Genomic DNA, 25,704 nt, shown 5'->3' with positions numbered 1-25,704 from the left:
TCGACCGCGACCGCCGCGCGTCCTCTACCCTGCTCCGCGTGACGCAGGGGAACTCCACGGACGACCGGTCGACGACGCGCGCGGAGCGCTACGAGCACGGGCGGGCGGTGTTCGGCGCGGTCAACGAGGCGGCGCCCGCCGCCATCGCCGAGGCGCTCGCGGACGTCTCGCCCGAGCTCGAGCATCAGATCTCGGCGTGGGCGTACGGCGAGATGTACGCGCGGCCGCACCTCGAACCGCGGGACCGCCAGCTCGTCACGCTCGGGATGCTCGCCGCGCTCGGGGGCTGCGAGGCGCAGCTAGACATCCACGTCGTCACCGCGCTGGAGGTCGGGCTGACGCCGCGCGAGATCGTCGAGGCGCTCCTGCAGTCCGCGGTGTACTGCGGGTTCCCGCGCGCGCTCAACGCGACCGCGGTCGCGAAGGACGTCTTCGCGCGGCGCGGGCTCCTGCCGGTCGAGTGAGGGCGGCGGGGCGCGGTCTCGCCCGGCCTACAGCGGCCCGACGGCGAGCACCGTCACCACGGGCTCGCCCGCCTCGTCGCTCGCCGCGAGGTCGACGCTCGCCGTGATCGCCCAGTCGTGGTCGCCCGCCGGGTCGTCGAGCACCTGCCGCACGAGCCACGTGCCCGCGGGCACCACGCCGCCGGGGGCGTGCTCCGCCGTCGGGCCCTCGTGGCCCGCGGGCAGCTCGGCGCCCGCCTCGACGACGCGGAACAGCGCCGCGGAGCGGGCTCCGGGCCCGATGCCGATCGCGTCGTCGCCCTGGTCCTCGAAGAGCGGGTCGAGCGCGTCGCCCCACGCGTCCGCGTCCCAGCCCGCGCCGCCGTCGAGCGCGCCGAGCGCGCGGTAGTCCTCACGCGCGGCGAGCTCCACGCGCTTGAACAGCGCGTTGCGCACGAGGCGGCGGAACGCGCGCGGGTTGCCTGTGACGGGACGCGTCGGCGCCTCGGCCCCCGCCCCGGAGAGCGGGCCGTCGCCCACCTCGGTGTCCGCGTCGTCGTCGACCGGGTGCGCCAGGCGCTCCCACTCGTCGAGGAGCGACGAGTCGACGCCGCGCACCAGCTCGCCGAGCCACTCGACGATCTCCTGCACCTCCTCGGTGCGGTGCTCCTCGGGGACGACCTGGCGCAGCGCGCGGTAGGCGTCCGCGAGGTAGCGCAGCACCACGCCCTCCGTGCGCTCGAGCCCGTAGACGGACACGAACTCCGCGAACGTCATGGCGCGCTCGACCATGTCGCGGACCACGGACTTGGGGGAGAGCTCGGCGTCCGCGACCCACGGGTTGGACCGCTTGTACATCGCGAACGCGGGCGCGAGCAGCTCCTCGAGCGGCTTGGGCCACGTGATCTCCTCGAGCAGCGCCATGCGCTCCTCGTACTCGTACCCCTCGGCCTTCATCGCGGCGACGGCCTCGCCCTTGGCGGCGTTCTGCTGGGCGTAGAGGACCTGGCGCGGGTCGTCGAGCGTCGCCTCGATGACGGAGACGACGTCGAGCGCGTGGGTCGCGCCCTCGACGTCGAGCAGGTCCAGGGCCGCGAGCGCGAACGGCGACAGCGGCTGGTTGAGCGCGAACTCGCGCGGCAGGTCGCCGACGAGGCGCACGCTCGGGCGGTAGCCCGCAGGGCGCGACGGGTCGGGGACGCGCACGCGCTCGACGATCCCCGCGACGCGCAGCGAGCGGTAGATGCGGAACGTCTGGCGCACGTGCTCGCGGCGCTGCGACTCGGTGTCGTGGTTCGCGAGGAGAAGGTGGCGCATGGCCTCGACCGGGTCGCGGCGCGGGTCGCTCGCGTCGGCCTGGCCGCCGCGACCGTGCTGCGCGGTGCGCGCGAGGACGTTGAGCACCATGGCGTGCGTGACGGTGAAGTGGCTCGTCAGCGGCTCGGGCTCGGCGTCGCGCAGGCGCTCGAACGTCGCGTCGGTCCAGTTGACCGAGCCCTGCGGCGCCTTCTTGCGGACGATCTTCTTGAGCTTCTTCGGGTCGTCGCCCGCCTTGGCGAGCATCTTGCGGTTCTCGATGACGTGCTCGGGCGCCATGACGAGCACCTCGCCCACGGTGTCGTACCCGGCGCGGCCTGCGCGCCCCGCGATCTGGTGGAACTCGCGTGCCGTGAGGTGGCGCATGCGCTCGCCGTCGAACTTCACGAGGCTCGTGAGCAGCACGGTGCGGATCGGTACGTTGATGCCGACGCCGAGCGTGTCCGTGCCGCACACCACCTTGAGCAGACCTGCCTGCGTGAGGCGCTCGACGACGCGCCGGTACTTGGGCAGCATGCCCGCGTGGTGCACGCCGACGCCGTGGCGCAGGAACTTGCTGAGCGTCTTGCCGAACCCGGTGCCGAAGCGGAAGTCGCCGAGCTCGGCGGCGATCGCCTCTTTCTCGGACTTCGTCGCGACGTTCATCGACAGCAGGGACTGCGCGCGCTCGACCGCGTCCTTCTGCGTGAAGTGCACGACGTACACGGGCGCGCGGCGCGTGCTGACGAGCTCCTCGATGACCTCGGTGAGCGGCTCGACGACGTAGCTGAAGTGCAGGGGGACCGGCCGCTGCGCGGTGGTCACCTCGGCGACGGGCCGGCCGGTGCGCTCCTCGAGCTCCTCGACGAACCGGGTCGTGTCGCCGAGCGTCGCGGACATGAGCAGGAACTGGGTGTTCGGCAGCTCGAGCAGCGGCACCTGCCACGCCCAGCCGCGCTGCGGGTCGGCGTAGAAGTGGAACTCGTCCATGACGACCTGCGAGATCGCGTCCTCGTCGTCCGCACCGGCGTTCTCGCCGCCGCGGCGCAGCGCGATGTTCGCGAGGATCTCGGCCGTGCAGCAGATGATCGGCGCGTCGGGGTTCACGGCGGAGTCGCCCGTCGTCATGCCCACGTTCTTGGAGCCGAACGCCGCGACGAGCGCGAAGAACTTCTCGCTGACGAGCGCCTTGAGCGGCGCGGTGTAGTAGGTGCGACCGCCGCGGCCCGAGCGGTGCGCGGCGAGCGCCGCGAACTGGGCGCCCATCGCGACGAGCGACTTCCCCGACCCGGTGGGCGTCGAGAGGATGACGTGCGAGCCGGTGACCAGCTCGATGAGCGCCTCGCTCTGGTGGGGGTAGAGCTCGAGACCCTGCTCCGTCGCCCAGGTGGTGAACCCCTCGTAGAGCGCGTCCGGGTCGGGGGCCTTGCCCGTCGGGGCGGGCACGTGCGCGAGGAGAGCCGGGGTGCGGCCGGTCGTGGTGGTCACGGGACGAGTCTGTCAGGTGTCGCGGAGGCGGGTCGCCGGACGGGCGCTGCGGGCGACCCGGGGGTCCGAGAAGGGGGTTGATAGCGCTGTCAACGTGTGCGAGGGTAGCCCCGGACGTGCACGGGACGCGCGTCCAGCCTCCGCGTCACCGACGACCACCGAGCCCACGCCGCCGTGGGACGGAGGGAGCACCCCGTGCGGCCACCCGCAGACCACCCGCTCGTCACCTGCCCCTGACAGGGTGGCGCGGGCCCGCCCCGGCCCCCCGCGCCATCCCACCCCCTGACCGACCCTGCCGCCCCGGCGCCCCCGCCGGCGGCCCCTGCCCGAGGACACCATGGCCCCCAGCCTGCCGACCCCCCGATCCCTGCACCCCAGACCGTCGGGCCCCGCGACCGCGACCCCGGACCGCCCGCGCCGACCCGCCCCGCGGCTGGTCGCGGGCGCGCTCGCCGTGGCGCTCGCGGTCGTCGGCCTCGCGCCCGCGACCGCCGCGAGCGCCGCCCCCGAGCCGCCGTCGGCCGACTACGCGTCCCTGGTCGACGTCTTCGTCGGCACCGAGGGTGACTACGGCAACGACATGCCGGCCGCGCAGGCGCCGAACGGCCTCGCGAAGGTCAACCCGCGCACGACCCCGGGCCGCAACAACACCGGGTACGACTACGCGCAGTCGAAGATCTCGGGCTTCACGCACACCAACCTCGACGGGGTCGGGGGCTCCGGCGGCGGCGGTGACCTCCTCGTGGTCCCGACGTCCGGGTCGTACACGGCGCGCCCCGGCACGGGCACGTACGCGCACCCGTTCTCGCACGACGACGAGGACGCGGGCCCCGGCTTCTACTCCGTCGGGCTCGGCAACGTCGCGGGGAAGGACGGCGCGATCACCGGCGCGCCGGGCACGATCGAGGCCGAGGTCGCGGCGACCACGCGCTCGGGCGTGCACCGCTACGCGTTCCCCGCGGGCTCGACGCCGAGCCTCGTCGTGGACCTCGAGACGAACAACACGAGCCGCCGGTCGTCGTCGGTGCAGGTCGAGACGCGCGCGGACGGCACCGTGGAGCTGTCCGGACAGGTCACGGGGTACTTCTACAACGCGGCCTACACGCTGTACTACACCGCGCGCACGCTGCAGCCTGCGACCGTGCAGACGTGGAGCGACGACGACAGGCTCGTCGACGCGACGTCCCAGGACGGCGTCGACACCGGCGCGATCCTCACGTTCGACCCGGCCGACGCCGAGGAGATCGGGCTTCAGGTCACACTGTCGCCGGTGAGCGTCGAGCAGGCTCGGATCGATCAGCAGGTCGAGCTCGGCGACCTGTCGTTCGACGCGATCCGCGACCGCACGCGCGCGGAGTGGAACGCGACGCTCGGGCGGGTCGCGATCGACGCGTCGACGGCGACGGACCCGACGGGCGAGCTCCAGCAGCTCTTCTACACGCACCTCTACCGCATGTTCGCCATGCCGATGAACGCGACGAGCACCTCGGGCACGTATCGCGGCGTCGACGGCGCGGTGCACGCCGCGCAGGGCTTCACGTACTACGACTCGTGGGCCACGTGGGACGACTTCCGCAAGTTCTCCGTCATCGCGTACATCGACCCGGCGCTGTACCGGGACATGGTGCAGTCGCTGGTCTACCTGTTCGCGGACGCCGAGGCGACGGGGACCGGCGGCGGGCTCGGCGGGTTCGTGCACTCCGTCCCGACGGTGCGCTGGGAGCGGTCGTCGGTCGTGGTCGCGGACGCGATCGCCAAGGGCTTCGACGGGTTCGACCGCCTCGACGAGGCGTACCCGGCGCTGCAGCGCCTCGTGGGGCAGTACAGCGCGGACGAGCTCCGGCGTGGCTACGTGGCGGGCAACCCCGGCGCGTCCGTGCAGCGCGGCTACGACCAGTACGGCCTGTCCGTGATCGCGGACGAGCTCGGGCTGACCGACGAGGCCCAGACGCTGCGCGAGCAGGCGTCGTGGCCGATCGAGAAGCTCACCAAGCCGGGCGCGTGGACCGCGGCCGACGGCACGCAGGTCGGCCTCCTCACCCCGCGCGCCGCCGACGGGTCGTGGCAGAGCGCCGACTACGCGAAGTTCGAGGCCGCGAGCCTCTACCAGGGCACGCTCTGGCAGTACCACTGGTACGACGCGTACGACATGGACGCGCTCGTCGAGGCGATGGGCGGCCCCGAGGCGGCGCGCCTCGCCATGCGACACATGTTCGGTGAGCACGCGCCGGACGACGGCACGGCCATGCTCCACTCGAACGCGAACGAGATCGACCTCCAGGCGCCGTACCTGTTCAACTACACGGGCGAGCCGAGCCTCACGCAGAAGTGGGCGCGCGCGATCTACACGAAGGAGACCTGGAACCGGTACATCGCGACGGGCTCCTCGAGCGCCGTCCCGAGCGGAGGCGGCGAGTTCACGCCGCCCGTGAAGACGAAGGTCTACCGGCTCGACCCACGCGGGATGCTCCCCACGATGGACAACGACGCGGGCACGATGTCGACGATGTTCGTCGCCGCGGCCGTCGGCCTGTTCCCGGTGACCGCGGGCTCGTCCCAGTTCCAGGTCGGGTCGCCGTTCTTCGACTCGACGACCATCACGTACGACGACGGCAGCGCCTTCACGGTCACGGCCGACGGCGTCTCGGAGGACGCCTTCTACGTCCAGTCCGCGACGCTCGACGGCGCGACGTTCGGCAACACGTGGGTCGACTACGCGACCGTGGTCGGGGGCGCGGACCTCGCGTTCCGCATGGGCGAGCAGCCGAGCGACTGGGGCACGGACACCGCGCCCGCGTTCTCAATGAGCACCGCGACCGACGAGCCGGCCGAGGGACCGCGCGTCAGCGCCGACCCGACCACCGTGCAGACCCGCGACGGCGGCGCGCTCGACGCGACCGTGACGCTCACGCTCGACGGCGCCCGCCTCGCCGCGCCCGCCGGCACGGACCTCGTCACGAGCGGGACGGCGAGCGTCGTCGGGCTGCCCGACGGCGTCACGGCGGCGGTGACGGTCGCGTCACCGACCGCGCTGACCGTCTCCCTGACGGGGACGGCGTCCGCCGACGCGCGCTTCTTCGTGCACCTGCGCGACGCCGCGCTCGCCGACGGCGTCGCCGCGGCGTCGCTCCAGGGACAGGGCATCTCGGTGCGCTCGCCCCTGCGGTTGTCCGTGGCGTCCGCCGAGCGCGACGCGCTCGCCGCGCTCGTCGACGACGCCGTGCTCGTGCGGCACGGGAACTACTCCTCGGTGACGTTCGACCGGTTCTCCACCGCGCTGACGACGGCGCAGGAGGCCCTCGGTGACGAGGCCGCGACGAGCATCGCGCTGCGGTTCGCGGCCGACCGGCTCGGTGCGGCGGCCGACGCGCTCGACCTCACGGGCGGCGGCTACCGCACGCTCGAGGCCGAGCAGTCCGAGGCGTGGTCGGGCGGCGAGCTGAAGAACGAGGCGAACAGCTCGTCCGGCAACCTCGGCGGCGTGCGCTCCGGGTCGTGGGTGCAGTACCGCGACATGACCTTCGAGACCGCCGCCGGGGACACCCCGCCGCGCTTCCTCACGGTCCGGTACGACACGAGCTTCGCCCCGACGGACACGCCGAGCACCGTGCGCGTGCACGCGGGCGACGTGAGCGGCCCCGTGGTCGCGACCGTCGACCTGAAGGGCACGAGCGGCTGGGGCAGGTACGCCGAGGTGACGGCGGAGCTCGGCGACGTGCAGGCGCTCGTCGACGCGCAGGTCGTCACGTTCGAGCTGCTCGCGCCGTCCGGGCGGAGCTGGGTCGGCAACTTCGACTGGTTCCGGTTCAGCGCCGAGGACCCGGCTGCCCCAGGTCAGCCGGGCGAGTCACCGACGGTGACGATCGAGGCCGAGGACTGGACCGCGAGCTCCGGTCGCGGGCTCAAGAAGGAGTCCTCGACGTGGACGGGCGGTCCGGTGACGAACGTCGGCGGCACCGCGGACGGCGACTGGCTCGCCTACGGCGAGGTCGACCTCGGTGAGCTCCCGCTCGGCGAGCTGTCGGTCCACTACGTGCACAACGCGAACCGCTCCGGGAAGAACTCGGCCCTGTCGGTGTACCTCGACGAGTTCGACCCGGAGAACCCGGGGGAGCCGTTCGTCACCGTGCCGCTGCCGACGACCGGGTCGAGCTGGACCGCGGACGGGACCGCGACCGTCGTCCTGCCCGAGACGGTGCAGGGGACGCACGAGGTGTTCGTGCGCCTGTCGACCGAGCCGTACGCCGACCACCCGTACGTCGCGAACCTCGACAGCCTGACGTTCGCGCCGGGCGGCCCGACGTCGGTCGTCGTCGAGTCCGAGGCCTGGACGTCGAACTCCGGCCGCGGGCTGAAGAACGAGAGCTCGACGTGGACGAGCGGTCCGGTGACGAACGTCGGCGGCACCGCGGACGGCGACTGGCTCGCCTACGGCGAGATCGACCTCGGCTCCGCCGCGCTCGACCGGCTCTCGATCCACTACGTGCACAACTCCAACCGGTCCGGGCGGAGCTCCGCGCTGTCGGTGTATCTCGACGCGTTCGACCCGGCGAACCCGGGCGAGCCGTTCGTCACCGTCCCGCTGGCGAACACCGGGTCGAGCTGGACGACGGACGGGACCGCCGTCGTCGACCTGCCGAGCACGGTGCGCGGCAAGCACCAGGTGTGGGTGCGCCTGTCCACCGAGGCGTACGCCGACCACCCGTACGTCGCGAACCTCGACAGCATGCGGTTCTTCACCGACGCGTACGACGTCGAGGCTCCCTCCACGGACACCGCGGCGCTCGCCGCGTCCGTCGAGGACGCCGAGGCGTTCGAGGCGGAGATCGCGCGGTACGGCCGGATCGACGCGCGCGTCTTCACGCGCGAGCTCGCGGCGGCACGGTCCGTGCTCGCCGACGCCGGCGCCACCCAGGCGCAGGCCGACGAGAGGGCCCGGCGCCTCGGCCTGGCGACCGACCAGCTCGTGCCCGCCGAGCGCCGTCGGCTCGAGAACCTCGTGGCGAGCGCCGAGGCCCTGACCGACGAGGGGTACAGCCCCGAGTCCTGGCAGGCCTTCCGCACGGCTCTCGCCGCGGCGACCGGGACGCTCGACGACGCGGCGGCGTCCGACGTGGCGCTGCACGACGCGCGGCTCGCGCTCCAGGGCGCCGTCGACGCCCTGGAGGAGCCGGCCGACGTCGTGCTCGTCGAGGTCGAGGTCAGCCCGCGCTGCCTCGCCGGCAAGCCCTACGTCGCGGTCCGCGCGGTGAACGTCTCCGACGCGGCCGTCGACGTCGAGCTGGCGTCGTCGCTCGGGACGAGGTCGTTCACCGGCGTCGCGCCGGGGGCGAGCGCGTACCAGTCGTTCGCCGCGCGGTCCGCGACGGGCGACCTGGACGTCACCGTCACGGCGACGGGGGCGGACGGGACGCAGACCGTCGACCAGGTCGTCACCGTCCCGTCCTGCTCCTGACCGCAGGACGCACGACCGGCCCGGGAGGCGCTGACGGGGCGCCTCCCGGGCCGGCACCCTGGCGCCTCCGCGGCGGACCGGGCACGCTGGTGCCCCGACCGACGACGGAGGCGCCACCGTGACCGAGGAGTACCAGGGCCGGCCCGCGTTCCACGCGCAGACCCCCGCGGAGTGGCGGGCATGGCTCGCCGCGCACCACGACGACCCCGAGCCCGGGGTCTGGCTCCTCACGTGGCGCCGCGAGAGCGGGCGGCCGACGTTCGGGTACGAGCCGTGGATCGAGGAGGCTCTGTCCTACGGGTGGATCGACGGGCAGGCCGCGACCGTCGACCAGGACCGGCACGCGCTGTGGTTCACGCGCCGCCGTCCCGGCTCCCGGTGGACGCGCCTCAGCAAGGAGCGGGTCGCGCGCGTCGAGGCGGACGGGCGCCTGACGGACGCGGGGCGCGCCGTCGTGGAGGCCGCTCGGGCGGACGGGTCCTGGACCCGGCACGACGACGCGGAGGCGCTCGTCGTCCCCGACGACCTCGCCGCGGCGCTCGGCGAGCGGCCCGACGCGCGGGCCCGCTTCGACGCCTTCACGCCCGGCGTGCGGCGCTCGATCCTCGGCTGGATCGTCGAGGCGAAGCGGCCCGACACCCGGGCCCGCCGGATCGCGGAGACCGCCGCGCTCGCCGAGCAGGGCGTCGCCGCCCACCAGCCGCGTCGGCGCTGACCGCGTCCGCGGCGGCACCACGCCCCGCCGTCAGGACAGGTCCCAGAGCAGCCGGTAGTACGCGATGCGCTCCGGGTCGGGGTCGACGCCGTAGCCCGCGTAGACGTGGCCGTCGTACCCGGGGCCGTAGTTCCACTCCGTGCTCCACGCCGCGACGGCGAGGTCCGCCCAGCGGTCCGCGACCCCGAGCGACCCGAGGTCGACGTGCGCGGCGAACGTGCCGTCGTCGTGCAGGAGCGTGTTCGGCACGCACGCGTCCCCGTGGCACACGACGAGGCGGTCGACCGGGGGAGCGTCGTCGAGCCGGGCGCGCGCCTCGGCGACGGCCAGACCGCGATGCTCGGGGAACCACTCGTCGGGGCCGTGCCCGCGCGCGAGGCGGTCGTCGGCCTGCGCCACGCGCTGGGCGACGGACCAGGTGAAGGGGCACGACGCGACCGGGAGCGCCTCGTGGAGCGCGCGCAGCCCGCGGCCGATCGCGGCCGCCGCGACCGCCGGGTCGCCCGCCCAGCGCGCCTCGACCGCCGACCGCCCCGAGACGGCTTGCGTCACGAGCCACGAGCCGTCGTCGTCCGCGCCCTGGTCGAGCACGCGCGGCACCGGGGTCCGGTCGCCGACCCACGCGAGCCGCTCGGCCTCCGCGGCCAGGTCGATCTCCGGGACGCCCGCCGGGACCCACTTCGCGTACCGGACCGGTCGCCCGGCCTCGCCGCCGCGGGGGTCGAGGCGGAACGTCAGCCCGCCGACGGTGTTGCGCCAGACCGGGGTGACGACGTCGTCCCCCGCGAGCGCGCGGACGACGGCGGGGACGGCCACGGGTCCGGTCGGGATCTCGGCGATGGTCTCGGCGCGGCTCACGCGGGCGATCCTCGCACGCGGTCCGTCCGCCGGTCACGGCCATTCCCGGCGCGACGTCGGCCCGGTGCGCCGGTCGCCGGTGCGTCAGCGGGGAGGGCGGGCGGCCGCGTCGCCGTCCGGCGGGAGCAGCGCGTCGCACACGGCGACGAGCCGCTCGCGCAGCGCCGCCCCGCGGGCGGCGAAGGCGCGCTGGTGCCGCACGTACTCGGCCTTGCCCTCGGGCGTCTCGATCGCGACCGGCTCCAGCCCGTACGACGACACGTCGTAGGGCGACGCCTGCATGTCGACGACGCGGACGTCGCGCGCGAGCTCGAACGCGTCGAGCACGACGTCGCCGGGGACGGCCGGCGTGAGCTTGAGCGCCCACTTGTAGAGGTCCATCGTCGCGTGCAGGCACCCGGGCTGCTCCAGGGCGGGCTGCGTCTCGCGCGTGGGCCGCAGGCGGTTGAGCGGCCCCGCCTCGGGCGTGAAGAAGCGGAACGCGTCGAAGTGGGAGCACTGCACGGGGTGGTCCTCGACGACCCGGTCGGTCCCGTCGTGCCCGAGCCGCAGGGGGAGCGGGTGGCGGTGGTCGCGGCCGGCCGCCTTGTCGCGGTAGACCATGGCCCACTCGTGGAGCCCGAAGCAGCCGAACCGCCCCGGGCGAGACGCCGTCGCCGTGAGCAGACCGCGCAGGTACCGCACGGTGTCGCCACGGTCGGCGAGGAACGCGTCGGTGTCGAGCGTCAGGCCCTCGGTCGTGCGGCGGTACCAGCGCCAGCCGGCGCGGTCGGTGGACGGGTCGGGGGCGTCGTCGCCGCCCGGTGCCGCACCGCTCGCGGCGGTGGGCGGGGGAGCCAGCACGACGCCCGGCCCCGGGTGCCAGCGCCGGAGCTGGGCCGGGCGCGTGGGGTAGTAGGTGAAGAGGAAGTCCTCGATCGCGTGCTTCTGCCCGAGCGGCTTCCGGTGCCGCCACCCGGCCGTGAGCGCGTCCGCGCGCTCGGCGTGGGCGCGCTCACGCTCCGCCCACTCCGCGGCAGGCAGCACGACGGGGCCGACGACGGACGTCGCCCGGGGGGTCGTGGTGACGGTCGCAGGCACGTACCCAGGGTACGAGAGCCCGTGGGCGCGCCGCCGCGGCGGACTTTCACCCGCCGTGCGGTTTTCCCGATGTGGGCGCGACCGGGAAGAATGGTCGTGAACGTGCTGTGAAGACCCGGCGCGTCAGGCCGGCCGACCGCGCGTCGGCCGTCCACCCCGACCCGAACGACCGAACTCGCGGCGAGGCCGCGGAGGAGCACCATGTCGCAGCCGCCCACGGCACCGCAGGACCCCTACCAGTTCGACCCCTACCGGCCGCAGGACTCGGACCCGGCGCGGCAGGAGCACGGACAGGGGCAGGACCCGTGGGCGCCGCAGGGGGAGCCGCAGCCGTACGGCTCGCCCGACGCCGCGTCCGGCGCGCCCGGGTACGGCGGCACGCCGGAGCAGGCGCCCTACGGCGACCCGGGCTACGCGCCCTACGGCGCGGACCCGCAGACGGCGTACGGACAGCCGGGCTACGGCGGGCCCGCAGGGGACCCGGCCCAGGGGTACGCGCAGCCATACCCGGCCGCCGGGGCGCAGCAGCCGTACGGCCAGCCCTACGGCGACCCCGCCCAGCAGCCCTACGGGAGCCCGTTCGGGAACGGCTACGCCCCGTACGCCGCGCCCGTGTCGACGACCGGGACGATGGCGATCGTCGGGTTCGTGCTCGCGATCCTCGGCTTCCTGGGCAGCTGGATCCCGTTCGTCAACATCTTCGCCGCAGTCATGGGCATCGCGGGCGTGGTGCTCGGCTTCGTCGGGCTGTCGCAGGCGAAGCGGGGCCGGTCGGGCAAGGGCTTCTCCATCGCGGCGATCGTGCTGGGCGTCGTGTCCGTGCTCGTGACGATCCTCGTGTGGGTCCTCTTCGTCATCGCGGCGAACGAGGCCTCGTCGCAGTACGAGCAGTCGCTGGCGGAGATCCAGGAGGACTCCGACCGTGCGCTCGGCGAGTCGACGGACGAGATCCTCGCGAACGACCTCGAGGTCGAGATCGGCACGTTCGAGGGCACCGCCGACGAGTTCGGCTGGGTGGAGTCCGCGCTGCCGGTCACGCTGACCAACACCTCCGACGAGCCGCTGACGTTCGACCTCGACATCGACGCCGTCGCGGCCGACGGCACGGTCGTCGAGTCCGACTTCGCCTACACCGACGAGCTCGCGCCGGGCGAGTCGACGACCGTCGAGGCCTTCGACTTCATCGACTCCGAGAACCTGGAGGCCATGAAGACGGCGACCTTCGAGGTCACCCGGGTGAGCGCGTACTGACCGGCGCACGGGACCGAGGGACGGACCGGTGAGCACGAGCGACCCCAGGACCCCGCCCGACGACGCGGCGCCCGCACCCGTGTGGGGCACGGCGCCCGGTACGGCGGGGGAGCGCGAGCCCGCGCCCTCGGCGCCGGACCCTGTGCAGGCCAGCGCGCCTGCGGACGGCGGCGAACGCCCGGCCCCGGGCGACCCCGAGCCCGGACCGGCCGCGCAGCCCGCGCGCGCCCGGCCGCCGGGTACGGGCGTCCTCGTCACGGCGTGCCTCGGCGTCCTGCTCGTCGGGGCCGTCCTCGTCACCGAGGCCATGACGGCGCGCTGGGGGTGGGCGCACGTGGGCTGGCTCTACCCGGTCGCCGGGGCCGTCGTGCTGACGGTCGGCGCCGTCGCCTGGCGTCGGGGCACGCGCGGTGTGCCGGGGGCGACGCGCGCGCTCGTCGCGCTGCTCGCGGGGACGGTCGTCGTCACGACCTGGGTGGCGGTCGACTTCGTGCCCGCGTCCGGTCCCGGCTACGGCGTCGGCAGCTCGCTGCGGGGGTACCCGCTCGGCGGCGGGTCCGACGACGGCCCGGAGATCACGGCAGTGTCCGACCGCGTCTGGTTCGGCGACTCGGTCCGGTACGCCGACGGACTCGTCGTCGCGGTCTCGGCGCCGCAGGCGTACACGCCGAGCGAGCACGCGGCGGTGCGCGACGGCGACCCGCCGGACTCCGTGCGTGTCCGGGTGCGCCTGACGAACGGCACGGGCCGCGCCGTCGACCCCGGGAGCGTCGACGTGCAGCCGGTGTCGGGCGGCCTCGTGGCCCGCCGGGTGTACGACTACGCGCCGGACGTCCTGCTCGAGCGTCCCGACCTCGTGGCGCGGGGGTCGAGCGGCGAGTGGGATCTCGTGTACGCCGTCCACGACCCGGAGGACGTCACGGTGGCGCTGGAGCCGACGTGGGCGAACTACGCGGTGGTCGTCTTCTCCTGGTGACCCCTCTCCCGACGTGCGCAGGCGTCACTCCGTGCGCCGCAGGTACTCCTGCGCGAGGCGGTGCGGGGCGCGGGCGAGCCACGCGTCCTGCAGGAGCTCCTCGAGCTCCGGCACAGGGACCCGGTCGAGCCGCGCGAGCACGACCGGGTACCCGTCGAAGTGGCTCGTCGTGAAGAACGTGCCGGGGTCGTCCTGGATCAGCGCGGCCTTCTCGCCCTCGTCCGCGACGCGCAGCGCGACGGGCGGCTCCGCCGGGGCTGCGGCGCCCAGCTCGTCGAGGTCGCGCGGGCGCAGGGGGCGCTCCCACACGAAGAGCTTGCCGTGCACCGTCCACCGTCGTGCGTCCTTGAGCGCCGTGCCCGGCAGTACCGCCACGACCCGTCCGACGTCCTCCCACGAGGCCATGCCCCCACGGTAGGCAGCCGGTCGCGGTCGGGCCACACGACCGGCCGCCAGGCCGGCAGGAGCCCGGTGGGGCGGGTCAGAAGGGCGCGACCTTCCCGAGCGGAGGAAAGATCTCGTCGAGCTCGGCGAGGTCCTCGTCCGTGGGCCGCCACGCGCCCGCGGCGGCGTTCTGCCGCACCTGCTCGGGCTTCGTCGCACCCGCGATGACGCTCGACACCTGGGGTCGGGAGAGCAGCCACCCGAACGCGACCTGCACCTCGGTGATGCCGCGCACCTGGCAGAACGCGCCGAGCCGCGCGAGCGCCTCCCAGGGCGCGGACTCGAGCAGGTGCGGCTTGGTGCGCACGAGCCGGCCGTCGTCGGGCCGCGCGCCGTGCGCGTACTTGCCGGTGAGGAGGCCGTTCGCGAGCGGGAAGTACGGCAGGACGCCGAGCCCGTACGCCGCCGCGGCGGGCAGCACCTCGAGCTCGGCCGCGCGGTCGACGAGGTTGTACTGGTTCTGCGCGGACACGAACCGCACGGTGCCCGCCGCGCGCGCGACGAACTCCGCCTCCGCGATCTGCCACCCCGCCCGGTTCGAGTGCCCCACGTAGAGGACCTTGCCCGCGCGCACGAGGTCGTCGAGCGCCGCGAGCGTCTCGTCGATCGGCGTCCGCGGGTCGGGGGCGTGGAACTGGTAGAGGTCGATGCGGTCGGTGCCGAGGCGCCGCAGCGAGTCCTCGACCGCCCGCGCGACGTAGCGGCGCGAGCCGCGCGCGTCGAAGTCCGCCCCCGCGACCCCGCGCATCGACAGGCCGAACTTCGTCGCCACCACGACGTCGTCGCGCCGCGACCCGAGCGCCTGGCCGAGGAGCTCCTCGCTCAGACCCGGACGGCCGCCGTACGTGTCGGCCGTGTCGAAGAAGGTCACGCCCGCGTCGAGCGCGGCGTCGACGACAGCGCGCGTGCCTTCCAGGGTCTCCGTCGCCGTCGTGGGGCGCCCGAAGTTGTTGCACCCCAGCCCGACGGCGGACACCGCCAGGCCGGACCGGCCGAGACGGCGCAGGGCGGGGCGGGGGGCGGTGTCGTCGCTCGTGGTGGTCATGCGGCCGACCCTACGTCGGCCCGCGCGACGACGTGACGGCGGAGGCGCGCGCCGCGACGGACGCGACGAGCCGTTCCAGCGGGCCGCGGCCGAACGCCCAGCGCCAGAGGGTCGCGACCACCAGCGTCGCGAGCACGAGCGCGAGGAGCGGCCCGTTCGTCGTCTGCTCGTACGCCGCGTCGCCCCACGCCCACAGGACGACGATCTGGGCCGAGTAGACCGTGAGCGCCATGGCGCCGACCGCGGCGACGGGGGCGAGCACCCAGCGACCGACCCGGCCCGCGAACAGGCACAGCCCGAGCACCGCGACGGCGAACCCGCCCGACCCCACGACCTCGGGGAGCGTGTCCGTGTGCGGGCCCGCGAGCCAGAGGTAGGCGCTCGTCGGCCACGGGTCCGCCCACCCGAGCGGCTCCGGCCGGTACGCGCTCGACCACACGGCGGCCGCGTCCTCCACGGCCTGCGCCCCGCCGAGCGGACCCGTGAGCACCGCCGAGACGCCGTACCCGAGCCCGGCCGCCAGCAGACCGCCACCGACCAGCGCGACGCGCGTCGTCCTCGCGCCGAGGTCGGACCGCCCGATCGCGATCCCGACGAGCACGTACGCCATCCACACCACCGCCGGGTAGTGCCCCGAGACGAGGAAGTCGGTGAGCGCGCCCGACCCGTCGTCGGGCAGGTGGAGCCCGGCGCGCGCGAGCACCTCCGGGAGCCACAGGGCGAGCACCGGACCGACGACGGCGACCACGCCCGCGAGGACCAGGAGGTCCCGGCGCCGCCAGCGCAGGAACGGCAGCGCGAGCACGAAGTAGGCGGCGTAGAAGCCGAGGATGAGCAGCACGCGTGTGCCGAGCAGGTCCAGCAGCCCGGCCAGGGCGAGCAGGAGCACCGCGCGCACGAGGACGCGGGTGCGGTTCTGGAGCGCGGGCAGCCCGTCGAGCGGGGTGCGCCCGCCCGAGACGAGGGCGAGCGACACCCCGGCCACGAGCGCGAAGAGCACCGACGAGCGCCCGTGCGACAGCGAGAGCCAGCCGGAGACCTCGCCGAAGTCGTCCGTCGTGAAGCCCACGTGCGCCGCGAACATCCCGAGGACCGCGACCCCGCGCGCGACGTCGAGCCCCGTGACGCGGCCCGGCCCGCCGAGCAGGAGCGCGGCGTGGCGCCGCGCGAAGCCGGCGGAGGGGCGAGCGGGGTCGCCCGGGGCGGAGGTCGTGCCGGTCGCGGCCGTCATGGGGGGATTGTCCGCGCGCGGGCGCGCTCCCACCCCGCCGCCACGCCGGGGACGAGCCGCGCGGCGACCGCGAGCCCAGAGTGTGAGAACGGGGTCGAGAACGCCGCACCCGCGGCCTACGGTGCGGGTATGACGCACACCCCCCACGGCGCCGACGAGGCCGCCGAGCACCACGCCGACGCCCCCACCGGGGCAGGCAGCGACCCCGCGCAGGAGTCCGAGTCGTACACCCACGGCCACCACGAGTCCGTGCTGCGCTCGCACCGCTGGCGTACGGCCGAGAACTCGGCCGGCTTCCTCCTGCCGCACCTGCGCCCCGGCATGAGCCTCCTCGACGTCGGCTGCGGCCCGGCCACGGTCACCGTCGACCTCGCCGACCGCGTCGGGTACGGGCGGGTCGTCGGCGTCGACGCGTCCGAGGCCGTCCTCGACAGCGCGCGCGAGCTCGCCGCCCAGCGCGGCACCGCGAACATCTCGTTCCAGCACGCGAACGCCTACGAGCTGCCGTTCGCCGACGGCACGTTCGACGTCGTCTACGCGCACCAGCTCCTGCAGCACCTGTCCGACCCGGTCGGCGCGCTGCGCGAGATGCGGCGCGTCACGAAGCCGGGCGGCCTCGTCGCCGTGCGCGACGCCGACTACGCCGCCATGACCTGGTACCCCGAGTCGCCGGGGCTCACCGAGTGGAACACGCTCTACCACGAGGTCACCCACGCCTACGGGTACGAGGCCGACGCCGGCCGTCGCCTCTTCTCCTGGGTGCAGGACGCCGGGTTCCCGCTCGACGGGATCGAGCCCAGCGCGAGCACCTGGTGCTACGCCACCCCCGCCGACCGCACGTGGTGGGGCGGGCTGTGGGCCGAGCGCTGCGTCGCGTCGAACTTCGCCGTCCAGGCGAAGGAGTCGGCGCTCGCGGACGACGTCGCGCTCGAGCAGCTCGCGCAGGACTGGCTGCGCTGGGCCGAGGAGCCCGCGGGCTGGTTCGCCGTCCTCAACGGCGAGGTCCTCGCCCGCGCGTGATCGACCGGGCACGGCCGGATAGCCTGGGCCCGTGCGCATCGCGAGATTCACCACCGGAGACGACCCCCGCTACGCCCTCGTCCAGCAGGAGGGAGACCGCACGTACCTCGCGGTCCTCACGGGCGACCCGCTCTACATGCCCGTCACGCCGACGGGCGAGCGCGTCGAGCTGGGCGACGGCGTCCGGCTCCTCGCGCCGGTGATCCCGCGCTCCAAGGTGGTCGCCGTGGGCCGCAACTACGCGGACCACGCGAAGGAGATGGGCAACGACGTCCCGACGAGCCCGCTGCTGTTCCTCAAGCCGAACACGTCGGTCGTCGGCCCGGACGACCCGATCGTCCTGCCCGACTTCTCGCAGGAGGTCTCGTACGAGGCCGAGCTCGCGGTCGTCATCGGACGCCTCGCGAAGGACGTGTCGCCCGAGGCCGCGCCGGCGTACGTGCTCGGGTACACGGTCGCGAACGACGTCACCGCGCGCGACGCGCAGCGCACCGACGGCCAGTGGGCGCGCGCCAAGGGCTTCGACTCCGCGTGCCCCCTCGGGCCGTGGATCGACACCGACCTCGACCCGGAGGACGTCGGCGTCCGCAGCCGCGTCAACGGCGAGGTCAAGCAGGACGGCCGCACGAGCGACATGATCTTCGACATCCCGTTCCTCGTGTCCTACGTCTCCGAGGCGATGACCCTGCTGCCCGGCGACGTCATCCTCACCGGCACCCCTGCGGGCGTCGGGCTGATCGACGTCGGCGACCGCGTCGAGTGCGAGGTCGAGGGGCTGGGCGTCCTGAGCAACCCGGTCGTCCGGCGGGCCTGAGGGATGGTCCCGGGGCCGTTCCGGACGGTCGTCCGGTGGGCGACGGTCGGCGCGGTCGTGCCGAGCCTCCTGCTCGCGCTGTGGGGTTCGGTCGTCGCCCTCGCCGGCGGTACCGGGTTCACCGACGCGCTGGGCGCCACGATGCTCGGTCTCCTCGTGGTGGCGCCCTGCGGAGCCGTCGTGGGGCTTCTCCTGGGCGTCGTGCACGCCGTCGTGCGGTCTCGTCGGCGGCCCCCGGCCCGCACAGCCGCCGCGGGCGCGGTCGCCGAGAGCCACTGACGGTGAGACATCGGCCGGGGCGCGCCGTCGCGCGGTGGGCGGCCTGGGCCGCGGCGGTCCCGTGCGTGGCCGTCGTCGTGCTCGTGATCCTCGCGGTGGTCGCCGGCGGCGTCCCTGCGGGGGAAGCCCTGTCCTACGGCATCGTCCTCGCGATCGTCGGCGTCCCGGTCTGTGCGCTCGCGGGGGCAGCGCTCGGCGGACTGGTCGTCCTCGTGCGCACGCGGTCGCTGGGCAGTCCTGTCGCTCGCGTGGGCAGCGGTGGGCGAGCCCTGCGCACTGACGGCGGTCCCAACGGCTGCGCGGCGTCGACCCCGTCGCTCCTCACGTCCGACGAGGTCCTGGCGATCCCCGGCGTCGCCTCCGTCGAAGTCACGCGCGTCGGACCGGGGCTCGAGGACCTGTATGTGCGGTTCGACGACGATCCCGACGGGGAGCGCGACGTCACCGTCCTGCACCACACCGCGGTCGGCAGCGCACTCGCGCTGCTCGGTACGGCGAGGCTCGAGCTCGGTGAGACAGACCTCCGACTGCTCCTGGAGTCGGTCGGTGCTCGCCGGTCTCGCGTCGAGAAGGGCGATCGGATCGTCGTCTGGCACGCGTCGGGCGACGAACAGGTCTTCGTCTGATGGGGACTTCCGGCAAGGACGGTGTCGCACGCGACTACCCGACACGGGAGGAGACGCGGGCCGCTCTGCGCGGGCTCGTGGACCAGTCGCGCTCGCGCGACGAGGTGAGCGACTGGGCGTGGGAGTACCTCGCCCAGGACTCGCACCGATACGACGAGTGCATCCAAGAAGCTCTCGACCGCCTCGCCGGTGCCGAGCCACTCCCACTCGGGGTGACCGGCGACTACACCGTCGACGACTTCCGCGACTGGCTCCACGACTTCGAACGTTGCGTGACCGGTCGAACCCTCCGCGACTCCGTCCCGCTGCCTGTGCCCGATGCGGACCCGGCCACGCGCGACTGAGACGACGACCGGGGCGACGCCGGACGCCCGGGCGGCGGACGGCGTCGGGCAACTAGGCTGGGAGCCGTGATCCCCGCACCTGGTTCCTCGCCCGTCCGCGTCCGCTTCTGCCCGTCCCCGACCGGGACGCCGCACGTCGGGCTCATCCGCACCGCGCTGTTCAACTGGGCCTACGCGCGGCACACGGGCGGCACGTTCGTGTTCCGCATCGAGGACACCGACGCCGCGCGCGACAGCGAGGAGAGCTATCAGCAGCTCCTCGACGCGCTGCGCTGGCTCGGGCTCGACTGGGACGAGGGCGTCGAGGTCGGCGGCCCGCACGAGCCGTACCGGCAGTCGCAGCGCGCGGACATCTACCAGGACGTCATCGCGCGCCTCGTCGAGGGCGGGTACGTCTACGAGTCGTTCTCGACCCCGGAGGAGTCCGACGCGCGCAACGCCGCCGCGGGGCTCAAGACGAAGGGCTACGACAACTTCGACCGCACCCTCACGGACGAGCAGAAGGCCGCCCTTCGCGCCGAGGGCCGCGAGCCGGTGCTGCGCCTGCGGATGCCGGACGAGGACATCACGTTCACCGACGTCGTGCGCGGGGAGATCACGTTCAAGGCGGGCTCGGTCCCGGACTACGCGCTCGTGCGCGCGAACGGGCAGCCGCTCTACACGCTCGTGAACCCGGTGGACGACGCGCTCATGGGCATCACGCACGTGCTGCGCGGCGAGGACCTGCTGTCCTCGACGCCGCGCCAGATCGCGCTGTACCGGGCGCTGCTGGAGATCGGCGTCGCGCACGTGATGCCGGAGTTCGGCCACCTCCCGTACGTCATGGGGGAGGGCAACAAGAAGCTCTCCAAGCGCGACCCCGAGTCCAACCTGTTCCTGCACCGCGAGCGCGGGTTCACGCCGGAGGGCCTGCTCAACTACCTCGCGCTGCTCGGCTGGTCGATCTCGCCGGACCACGACATCTTCACGGTCACCGAGATGGTCGAGGCGTTCGACGTGCACGACGTGCTGCCGAACCCGGCGCGCTTCGACCTCAAGAAGGCCGAGGCGATCAACGCGACGCACGTGCGGATGCTCGCGCCGGAGGACTTTCGCGACCGCCTCGTGCCGTACCTGCACGCGGGCGGGCTCGTCCCGGCGGACTCGTTCGCCGACCTGTCGCCCCGCAACCAGGAGATCCTCACGGCGGCCGCGCCGCTCGTCCAGGAGCGCATGGTGCTGCTGGGCGAGTCGGTCGGGATGCTGGGCTTCCTCTTCACGCCCGACGACGCGCTCACGGTCGAGGAGGACGCGCGCGGCGCCCTGCGCGACGACGCGAAGGACATCCTCGCGGCGGCGATCGCCGCGCTCGACGTGCTGCAGGACGACGAGTTCGTCACCGCCGCCATCGAGGAGCGCCTGCGCGACGCGATCGTCGAGGGCATGGGCGTCAAGCCGCGCTTCGCGTTCACGCCGCTGCGCGTCGCGCTCACGGGCCGCCGCGTCTCGCCGCCGCTGTTCGAGTCGATGGAGCTGCTCGGCAAGGGCTCGACGCTGGAGCGCCTCGTGCGCCTGCGGGACGCGCTGTGACCGACGCCGCGGCCTCGGCGGGCGCGCCGCTCGAGGGCGTCCTGTTCGACGTCGACGACACGCTCGTCGACACGCGTGCCGCGTTCGCGCAGGCCATCGCCGCCGCGTCGCGCGTGTGGCTGCCGCACCTGCCCGAGGAGCGCTACGACGAGGTCCTCGCGCTGTGGCGCGCCGACCCCAACGGGCACTACCGCGCGTACACGCGCGGCGAGGTCGACTTCGACGCCCAGCGGATGGCGCGCGCCAACGAGCTCCAGGCGGCGTTCGGCGGCGAGCTGCTCGACGACGCGGCGTACGTCGACTGGAAGGACCTCTTCTGGGGCACGTTCGAGGAGTCGTGGACGGCGTTCGCCGACTCCCGCGCGGTCGTCGACGCGCTCACGGGGGCCGGGGTGCGCGTCGGGTCGCTGACGAACGCGCGCGTCGAGCTCCAGACCCGCAAGCTCGCGGCCGCGGGCCTGGCCGACGTGCCGCTGCTCGTCGGGGTGGACACGCTCGGCTTCGGCAAGCCAGACCCGCGCGTGTTCGCCGAGGCGTGCCGTCGTCTCGGCACCGACCCGGCCCGCACCGCGTACGTCGGCGACGAGCTCGACGTCGACGCGCGCGGCGCGCTCGCCGCGGGCCTCGTCGGGGTGTGGCTCGACCGCCCCGGCACGCGCCGCGGCGGCCCGCACCCGGAGGATCCGGCGTCGGCCCGCGCGTCGGGCGTGCACGTCGTCCACGGCCTCGACGACCTCCCCGCGACGCTCGGCGTCGCGGCGGCGCAGACCCCCGCGCCGAGGTAACCCCCGGCCCTGCGAGGCGCAGCCCCCCGCCCCGCGAGGTAGAGCCCCGGTCCCGCGAGGTCGAGCCCTGGTTCCGCGAGGTAGAGCCCTGGTTCCGCGAGGTAGAGCCCTGGTCATGACCAGGGCTCTACCTCGGCGTACCGGGCCTCTACTCCGGCCTACCGGGGCGTTCCCTCGGGAGGCCGGGGGGCTCCCGCTCCTGGGGCGATCAGGCGAGGAGCAGGACCCCGACGAGGGCCGTCGCGGTGACGAGCACCGCGGACAGAGCGCCCAGCACGAGCGACCGCCGCCCGGTGCGCACGAGCGTCGGCACGTCCACGCCGAGCCCGAGGGCGAACATCGCCGCGACGAACGCGAGCGTCGAGGCCGTGACGAGGACGGCGAGCACCGGCGCGGGCACGACCCCGAGGCTGCGGAGCACGACCGCCGCCACGAACCCGACGACGAACCACGGCACCGGGGCGACGCGTCGCCTCCTGGCCCCGGCACCTGCGCTGCGAGACTCGCCGTCGTCCGCACCGGACGACGGCGCGGTGCCCGGTGCCCCGAGCGCGCTCGTGGCCGCCAGCGCCGACGCCGCGCGTCGCGCCCCGCGGGCCACGACGACCCCGGCGACGGCGACGAGCGGCGCGAGCAGGGCCACGCGCGCGAGCTTCGCGACCGTCGCGGTGGCGAGCGCCGGCGCGGAGACCGTCCCGGCCGCGGTGACGACCTGCGCGACCTCCTGGACGCTCGCGCCGATCCAGAGCCCGGCCCGGTCGTCGGTGAGCCCGAGCAGCCCTGCGAGCCAGGGCAGCACGACGATCGCGAGGGTGCCGTAGACGGTGACGAGCGCGAGCGCGGTGGCGACGCCGTCGTCGTCCTCGCGCACCTCGTCGGGGGTGCGACCCGGCCGGTCCACGACGCCCTGCATCGCGGAGATCGCGGCCGCCCCGCACACGGAGAAGCCGGTCGCGACGAGCAGTGTCGTCACGCGCGGCACGCGCAGCACGCGGCCGAGCGCGAGCGTGCCCGCGAAGGTGACGGCGAGCGTCGTCGTGACGACGACGAGCCCGCGCCAGCCCAGCCCCAGCACCTCCGGGAGGGAGAGCTGGAAGCCGAGCAGCACGACGCCCACCCGGAGCACGACGCGCGACGTCCACGCGACGCCGGGACGCGTCGCGGCGACCGTCGCTCCGCCCCTCCGGGTCGTCGCGAGCCGGCCGAGCACCGGGGCGACGAGCGCGCCCAGGACGAGCGCGACGACGAGCGGGGACACCGTCGGGACCAGGCGCGCGCCCGCGAGCACGAGGAGCGTGGCCGCGCCGACGAGGACGAGCCCGGGGACGAGCGCGCGCGGTCCGCGCGGTGCGTCGGGGCGCCGGTCGGGTGCTTGCGCCGTGGGAGCGGCCGTGGCCACCGGGGCGCCTCGGGTCGCGAGGGCCTCCGCGCGCGTCGAGGGGGGTGCAGGGTGGTTCATGCTTCCAGCGTGCTGCGGCCGGTGCGGCGGCAGAAGAGCGACTTCCCTCGCGAGGCATAGAGTGGGCCTATGGCCACGACCGCCCGCGACAGGACGTCCCTCTCCGCGCTCGAGCTGCTCGTCGCGACCGACTCGCACGGGTCGATCAGCGCGGCGGCCCGCGCGCTCGGCGTCGCCCAGCCCACGGCGTCGGCGGGCCTGCGCGCGCTCGAGCGCCGCCTCGGCCTCGACCTCCTCGAGCGCACGACGCGCGGGTCCCGGCTCACGGAGACCGGCCGCGCGACGGCGGCGTGGGCGCGCGAGGTGATCGAGGCCTCCGACCGCTTCGAGACCTCCGTCGCGGCGCTGCGCGACGCCCCGGCCGCCCGGGTGCGGGTCGCGGCGAGCCTCACCGTCGCGGAGTACCTGGCGCCGCGCTGGCTCGCGCGGCTCGCGCTCGAGGGGGCGCCGGGCGGCGGGGCTCCCGACGTCGAGCTCGTCGTCCGCAACTCGCGCGAGGTGACCGACCTCGTCCTCGACGGCGGGGTGGAGCTCGGGTTCGTCGAGAGCGCGACGCTGCGGCGCGGGCTGCGCAGCCGCACCGTCGCGCACGACCGGCTCGTCGTCGTCGTCGGCCCGGCGCACCCCTGGGCGCGTCGCAGCGCCGTGCGCGTCGACGAGCTGCTGTCCGGGGGGCTCGTCGTGCGCGAGCGCGGCTCGGGCACGCGCGAGACGCTCGAGCGCGGCCTCGCGACGCTCGGCGAGCGGCTGCCGGACCACCTGCCCTACCTCGGCTCCACCGCGGCGCTGAAGACGGCCGTGCAGCACGGCGGGGCGGTCGCTGTGCTGTCGAGCCTCGCCGTCGCCGACGACGTCGCACGGGGCGCCCTCGTGCGGGTCGCGGTGCCGGGGCTGGAGCTCGACCGCCGGCTGCGGATGGTCTGGAAGGACGGCACGGCGCTCTCCTCGGCCGCGCGCCGCATCGCGGCGGCCGCGGCCGCGTCGTCGGCCTGACGGGCCGGCTCAGCCCGGCGAGTCCGCGCGCACGCTCGCGTCCCAGCGCCAGCGCGTGCGCCGCGGCCGACCCGGGAGCTCGCCCCGGCCGGTCGCCCAGAGGAGCACGGCGTCGGGGTCCTCGTCCGGACCCGTCTCGACGTCGGGGAACAGGCGCGTCAGGGCGCGGGCCGCCAGCCCCGGGGGGAACGGGGTGGGTGCGTGCGTGAGCCCGAGCAGGACGTCGTGGCCGTGCACGAGGACCTCGACGACCCCCATCGCCGCGAAGCCGTCGGCGTCCGAGACCCCGTACGGGTGGAAGGCGCGCGCGTCCGCGGGCCGCGTCTCGGCGAGCGTCGCGAGCAGCTCCCCGCCGCCGACGAGCGCCTCGACGAGTCCCGCCGTCCCGGCCGCGCGGTCGACGTGCGCGATCTCGCCCTCGCCCCGCGGGCCGACGAGCGGCACGTACGCGAGCGTGGGGAGCGCCGCGAGCTGGAGCGCGTAGGCGAGGAGGTCGTCCACGACGTGCTCCGTCGTCGTCCAGCACGACCAGCGGACCGGGCCGGCCTGCGCGTCGAACGCGGACACGGGCTGGCCCACGAGGCGGTCGGCGAGCCATCGGACGGCCACCCGGACGTCGTCGCCGGTCATCGTGCCGCGTGCGTTCCCGCCGCTCATGCTGCGCCCGGTGCGTCGGAACGCACGTCGGCGCGCCAGCACTGGGCGAGGTAGGGGAGGTCCACCTCGGTGCGGCCGGCGAGGTCGGGGTGGGTCGCGACGAGCCGGTCGATCTCGTCCAGCAGCTCCTCGCGCCGCGCGGGTGGGAGGGTCAGGAGGTAGCTGCGCGACGCGGCGAGCGGGCGCAGCGAGGACGTGAGGACCCGGTCGGCCCACGGCACCGTGCGGTGCTCCGGCGTCGTGAAGAGGTGCTCGGAGAGCGCGGGCTCGCGGTAGCTGTGCTCGAGCGTGTCGCCCCGGTGGATGATCTCGGTGAACCTGCCCACCCAGTCCACCGAGCTGTCCCGGACGTTCCACACGATGCCGAGCCGGCCGCCGGGCCGCAGCACGCGCGCGATCTCCGGCTGGGCCGCGGGGGAGAACCAGTGCCACGCCTGGGCGACCAGCACCGCGTCGACGCTCGAGTCCGGCAGCGGGACGGCCTCGGCCGATCCCGGGAGCGCCTCGGCGCCGGGCACGGTCTCGGCGAGGCGGTCGCGCATCGCGTCGGACGGCTCGACGGCGACGACGTCGAGGCCGCGTGCGACGAGCCGCTCCGTGAGCTTCCCGGTGCCGGCGGCGAGGTCGAGGACGCGGTGGGCGCCGTCGGGCACGAGCCAGTCGACGGCCGCGTCCGGGTAGGACGGCCGGGTGGAGGCGTACTGCGCGGCACCGTGCTCGAACGACGCGGCCCGGTCGGCGCGCGAACCGGGGTCGAGGGAGTCTCCAGGGCTCATGCCCTGACGGTGCCAGACGGCGGCCGTGCCCGTCGACCGCAGGACGCGCGCGTCGCCGGGCCGCTCGGGCGCGCGCAGCGCATTTGGTCCGCGTCGGCAT

Annotated in this window: 22 protein-coding genes; 13 read left to right on the top strand and 9 right to left on the bottom strand. The window is 74.9% G+C overall.

Annotation, left to right across the window (positions count from 1 at the left end):
- Nucleotides 1-38: 38 nt before the first annotated feature.
- The gene (locus tag BXA05_RS14595; RefSeq protein ID WP_076405713.1) at nucleotides 39-464 is read left to right on the top strand and encodes a carboxymuconolactone decarboxylase family protein; all 426 of its coding nucleotides are present in this window, start codon (nucleotides 39-41) and stop codon (nucleotides 462-464) included.
- 27 nt (nucleotides 465-491) lie between these two features.
- On the opposite strand, the gene BXA05_RS14590 is transcribed toward BXA05_RS14595, so the two are convergent.
- Nucleotides 492-3,227, bottom strand: a complete 2,736-nt coding sequence (locus tag BXA05_RS14590; protein ID WP_043657742.1) for a DEAD/DEAH box helicase — start codon at nucleotides 3,225-3,227, stop codon at nucleotides 492-494.
- 337 nt (nucleotides 3,228-3,564) lie between these two features.
- Here BXA05_RS14590 and BXA05_RS14585 point away from each other — a divergent pair, with 337 nt between their 5' ends.
- Together BXA05_RS14585 and BXA05_RS14580 are read left to right on the top strand one after the other, a co-directional pair.
- Nucleotides 3,565-8,682 carry a glycoside hydrolase domain-containing protein gene (locus BXA05_RS14585; RefSeq protein ID WP_076405711.1) on the top strand — a complete coding sequence of 1,706 codons (5,118 nt, stop codon included), beginning with the start codon at nucleotides 3,565-3,567 and terminating at the stop codon, nucleotides 8,680-8,682.
- A gap of 118 nt (nucleotides 8,683-8,800) precedes the next feature.
- Nucleotides 8,801-9,397 (top strand): YdeI/OmpD-associated family protein, encoded by a 597-nt coding sequence (locus BXA05_RS14580; protein WP_074809840.1) that lies wholly within the window; start codon nucleotides 8,801-8,803, stop codon nucleotides 9,395-9,397.
- A gap of 30 nt (nucleotides 9,398-9,427) precedes the next feature.
- Here BXA05_RS14580 and BXA05_RS14575 read toward each other — a convergent pair whose 3' ends face one another.
- Both BXA05_RS14575 and BXA05_RS14570 read right to left on the bottom strand, forming a co-directional pair.
- The gene (locus BXA05_RS14575) at nucleotides 9,428-10,255 is read right to left on the bottom strand and encodes an aminoglycoside 3'-phosphotransferase (protein WP_061266840.1); all 828 of its coding nucleotides are present in this window, start codon (nucleotides 10,253-10,255) and stop codon (nucleotides 9,428-9,430) included.
- A gap of 84 nt (nucleotides 10,256-10,339) precedes the next feature.
- A complete protein-coding gene (locus tag BXA05_RS14570; RefSeq protein WP_374990521.1) occupies nucleotides 10,340-11,335 on the bottom strand; it encodes a 3-methyladenine DNA glycosylase in 996 nt (331 codons plus the stop codon).
- 201 nt (nucleotides 11,336-11,536) lie between these two features.
- Between BXA05_RS14570 and BXA05_RS14565 the strand changes: the two genes are divergently transcribed.
- The gene (locus tag BXA05_RS14565) at nucleotides 11,537-12,586 is read left to right on the top strand and encodes a DUF4190 domain-containing protein (RefSeq protein ID WP_076405709.1); all 1,050 of its coding nucleotides are present in this window, start codon (nucleotides 11,537-11,539) and stop codon (nucleotides 12,584-12,586) included.
- 28 nt (nucleotides 12,587-12,614) lie between these two features.
- Nucleotides 12,615-13,562, top strand: coding sequence for a hypothetical protein (locus BXA05_RS14560; RefSeq protein WP_076405707.1), 948 nt, complete (start codon nucleotides 12,615-12,617; stop codon nucleotides 13,560-13,562).
- A gap of 24 nt (nucleotides 13,563-13,586) precedes the next feature.
- Here the strand turns inward: BXA05_RS14560 and BXA05_RS14555 are convergent, their stop codons facing one another.
- From BXA05_RS14555 to BXA05_RS14545, 3 genes are all read right to left on the bottom strand, one after another.
- Nucleotides 13,587-13,967, bottom strand: coding sequence for an MmcQ/YjbR family DNA-binding protein (locus tag BXA05_RS14555; RefSeq protein WP_076405705.1), 381 nt, complete (start codon nucleotides 13,965-13,967; stop codon nucleotides 13,587-13,589).
- A 76-nt stretch (nucleotides 13,968-14,043) separates the two neighbouring features.
- Nucleotides 14,044-15,051 (bottom strand): aldo/keto reductase, encoded by a 1,008-nt coding sequence (locus tag BXA05_RS14550; protein ID WP_076405703.1) that lies wholly within the window; start codon nucleotides 15,049-15,051, stop codon nucleotides 14,044-14,046.
- 10 nt (nucleotides 15,052-15,061) lie between these two features.
- A complete protein-coding gene (locus BXA05_RS14545; RefSeq protein ID WP_076405701.1) occupies nucleotides 15,062-16,282 on the bottom strand; it encodes a heparan-alpha-glucosaminide N-acetyltransferase domain-containing protein in 1,221 nt (406 codons plus the stop codon).
- Between the two features lie 129 nt (nucleotides 16,283-16,411).
- Between BXA05_RS14545 and BXA05_RS14540 the strand changes: the two genes are divergently transcribed.
- The 7 genes from BXA05_RS14540 (at nucleotide 16,412) to BXA05_RS14510 (ending at nucleotide 21,719) form a co-directional block, all read left to right on the top strand.
- Entirely contained in the window at nucleotides 16,412-17,302 is an 891-nt protein-coding gene (locus BXA05_RS14540) for a methyltransferase domain-containing protein (RefSeq protein WP_083711906.1), read from the top strand.
- A gap of 31 nt (nucleotides 17,303-17,333) precedes the next feature.
- A complete protein-coding gene (locus BXA05_RS14535; protein WP_076405698.1) occupies nucleotides 17,334-18,116 on the top strand; it encodes a fumarylacetoacetate hydrolase family protein in 783 nt (260 codons plus the stop codon).
- Nucleotides 18,117-18,119: 3 nt separating this feature from the next.
- Nucleotides 18,120-18,395: a hypothetical protein gene (locus BXA05_RS14530; RefSeq protein WP_076405696.1), complete on the top strand. Its 276-nt coding sequence runs from the start codon at nucleotides 18,120-18,122 to the stop codon at nucleotides 18,393-18,395.
- A 2-nt stretch (nucleotides 18,396-18,397) separates the two neighbouring features.
- Nucleotides 18,398-19,021, top strand: coding sequence for a hypothetical protein (locus BXA05_RS14525; RefSeq protein WP_143311167.1), 624 nt, complete (start codon nucleotides 18,398-18,400; stop codon nucleotides 19,019-19,021).
- Nucleotides 19,021-19,365: a YxzC family protein gene (locus BXA05_RS14520; RefSeq protein ID WP_076405692.1), complete on the top strand. Its 345-nt coding sequence runs from the start codon at nucleotides 19,021-19,023 to the stop codon at nucleotides 19,363-19,365. Before BXA05_RS14525 ends, BXA05_RS14520 begins: the two co-directional genes overlap by 1 nt.
- A 66-nt stretch (nucleotides 19,366-19,431) precedes the next feature.
- Nucleotides 19,432-20,934 (top strand): glutamate--tRNA ligase, encoded by a 1,503-nt coding sequence (gene gltX / locus BXA05_RS14515; protein WP_170963186.1) that lies wholly within the window; start codon nucleotides 19,432-19,434, stop codon nucleotides 20,932-20,934.
- Complete coding sequence (locus tag BXA05_RS14510; protein WP_076405688.1) at nucleotides 20,931-21,719, top strand: HAD family hydrolase; 789 nt, start codon at nucleotides 20,931-20,933, stop codon at nucleotides 21,717-21,719. Before gltX ends, BXA05_RS14510 begins: the two co-directional genes overlap by 4 nt.
- Nucleotides 21,720-21,927: 208 nt before the next feature.
- Here the strand turns inward: BXA05_RS14510 and BXA05_RS14505 are convergent, their stop codons facing one another.
- Nucleotides 21,928-23,178, bottom strand: a complete 1,251-nt coding sequence (locus tag BXA05_RS14505; protein ID WP_083711905.1) for a YeiH family protein — start codon at nucleotides 23,176-23,178, stop codon at nucleotides 21,928-21,930.
- Nucleotides 23,179-23,247: 69 nt separating this feature from the next.
- On the opposite strand from BXA05_RS14505, the gene BXA05_RS14500 reads away from it, so the two are divergent.
- Nucleotides 23,248-24,171: a LysR family transcriptional regulator gene (locus tag BXA05_RS14500; RefSeq protein WP_061266830.1), complete on the top strand. Its 924-nt coding sequence runs from the start codon at nucleotides 23,248-23,250 to the stop codon at nucleotides 24,169-24,171.
- A 9-nt stretch (nucleotides 24,172-24,180) separates the two neighbouring features.
- Here BXA05_RS14500 and BXA05_RS14495 read toward each other — a convergent pair whose 3' ends face one another.
- On the bottom strand, nucleotides 24,181-24,828 hold the full coding sequence (locus BXA05_RS14495) for a hypothetical protein (protein ID WP_076405825.1): 648 nt from the start codon (nucleotides 24,826-24,828) through the stop codon (nucleotides 24,181-24,183).
- Nucleotides 24,825-25,604: a class I SAM-dependent methyltransferase gene (locus BXA05_RS14490; RefSeq protein ID WP_076405683.1), complete on the bottom strand. Its 780-nt coding sequence runs from the start codon at nucleotides 25,602-25,604 to the stop codon at nucleotides 24,825-24,827. The genes BXA05_RS14495 and BXA05_RS14490 overlap by 4 nt, the downstream gene beginning before the upstream one ends.
- Nucleotides 25,605-25,704: the final 100 nt, after the last annotated feature.

Origin of the sequence: Cellulosimicrobium funkei, assembly GCF_900155925.1 — a bacterium.
GTDB classification, from domain to species: Bacteria; Actinomycetota; Actinomycetes; order Actinomycetales; family Cellulomonadaceae; genus Cellulosimicrobium; species Cellulosimicrobium funkei.
The sequence above is the reverse complement of the archived record's forward strand: the minus strand, read 5'-3'. Positions and strand labels throughout refer to the sequence as shown.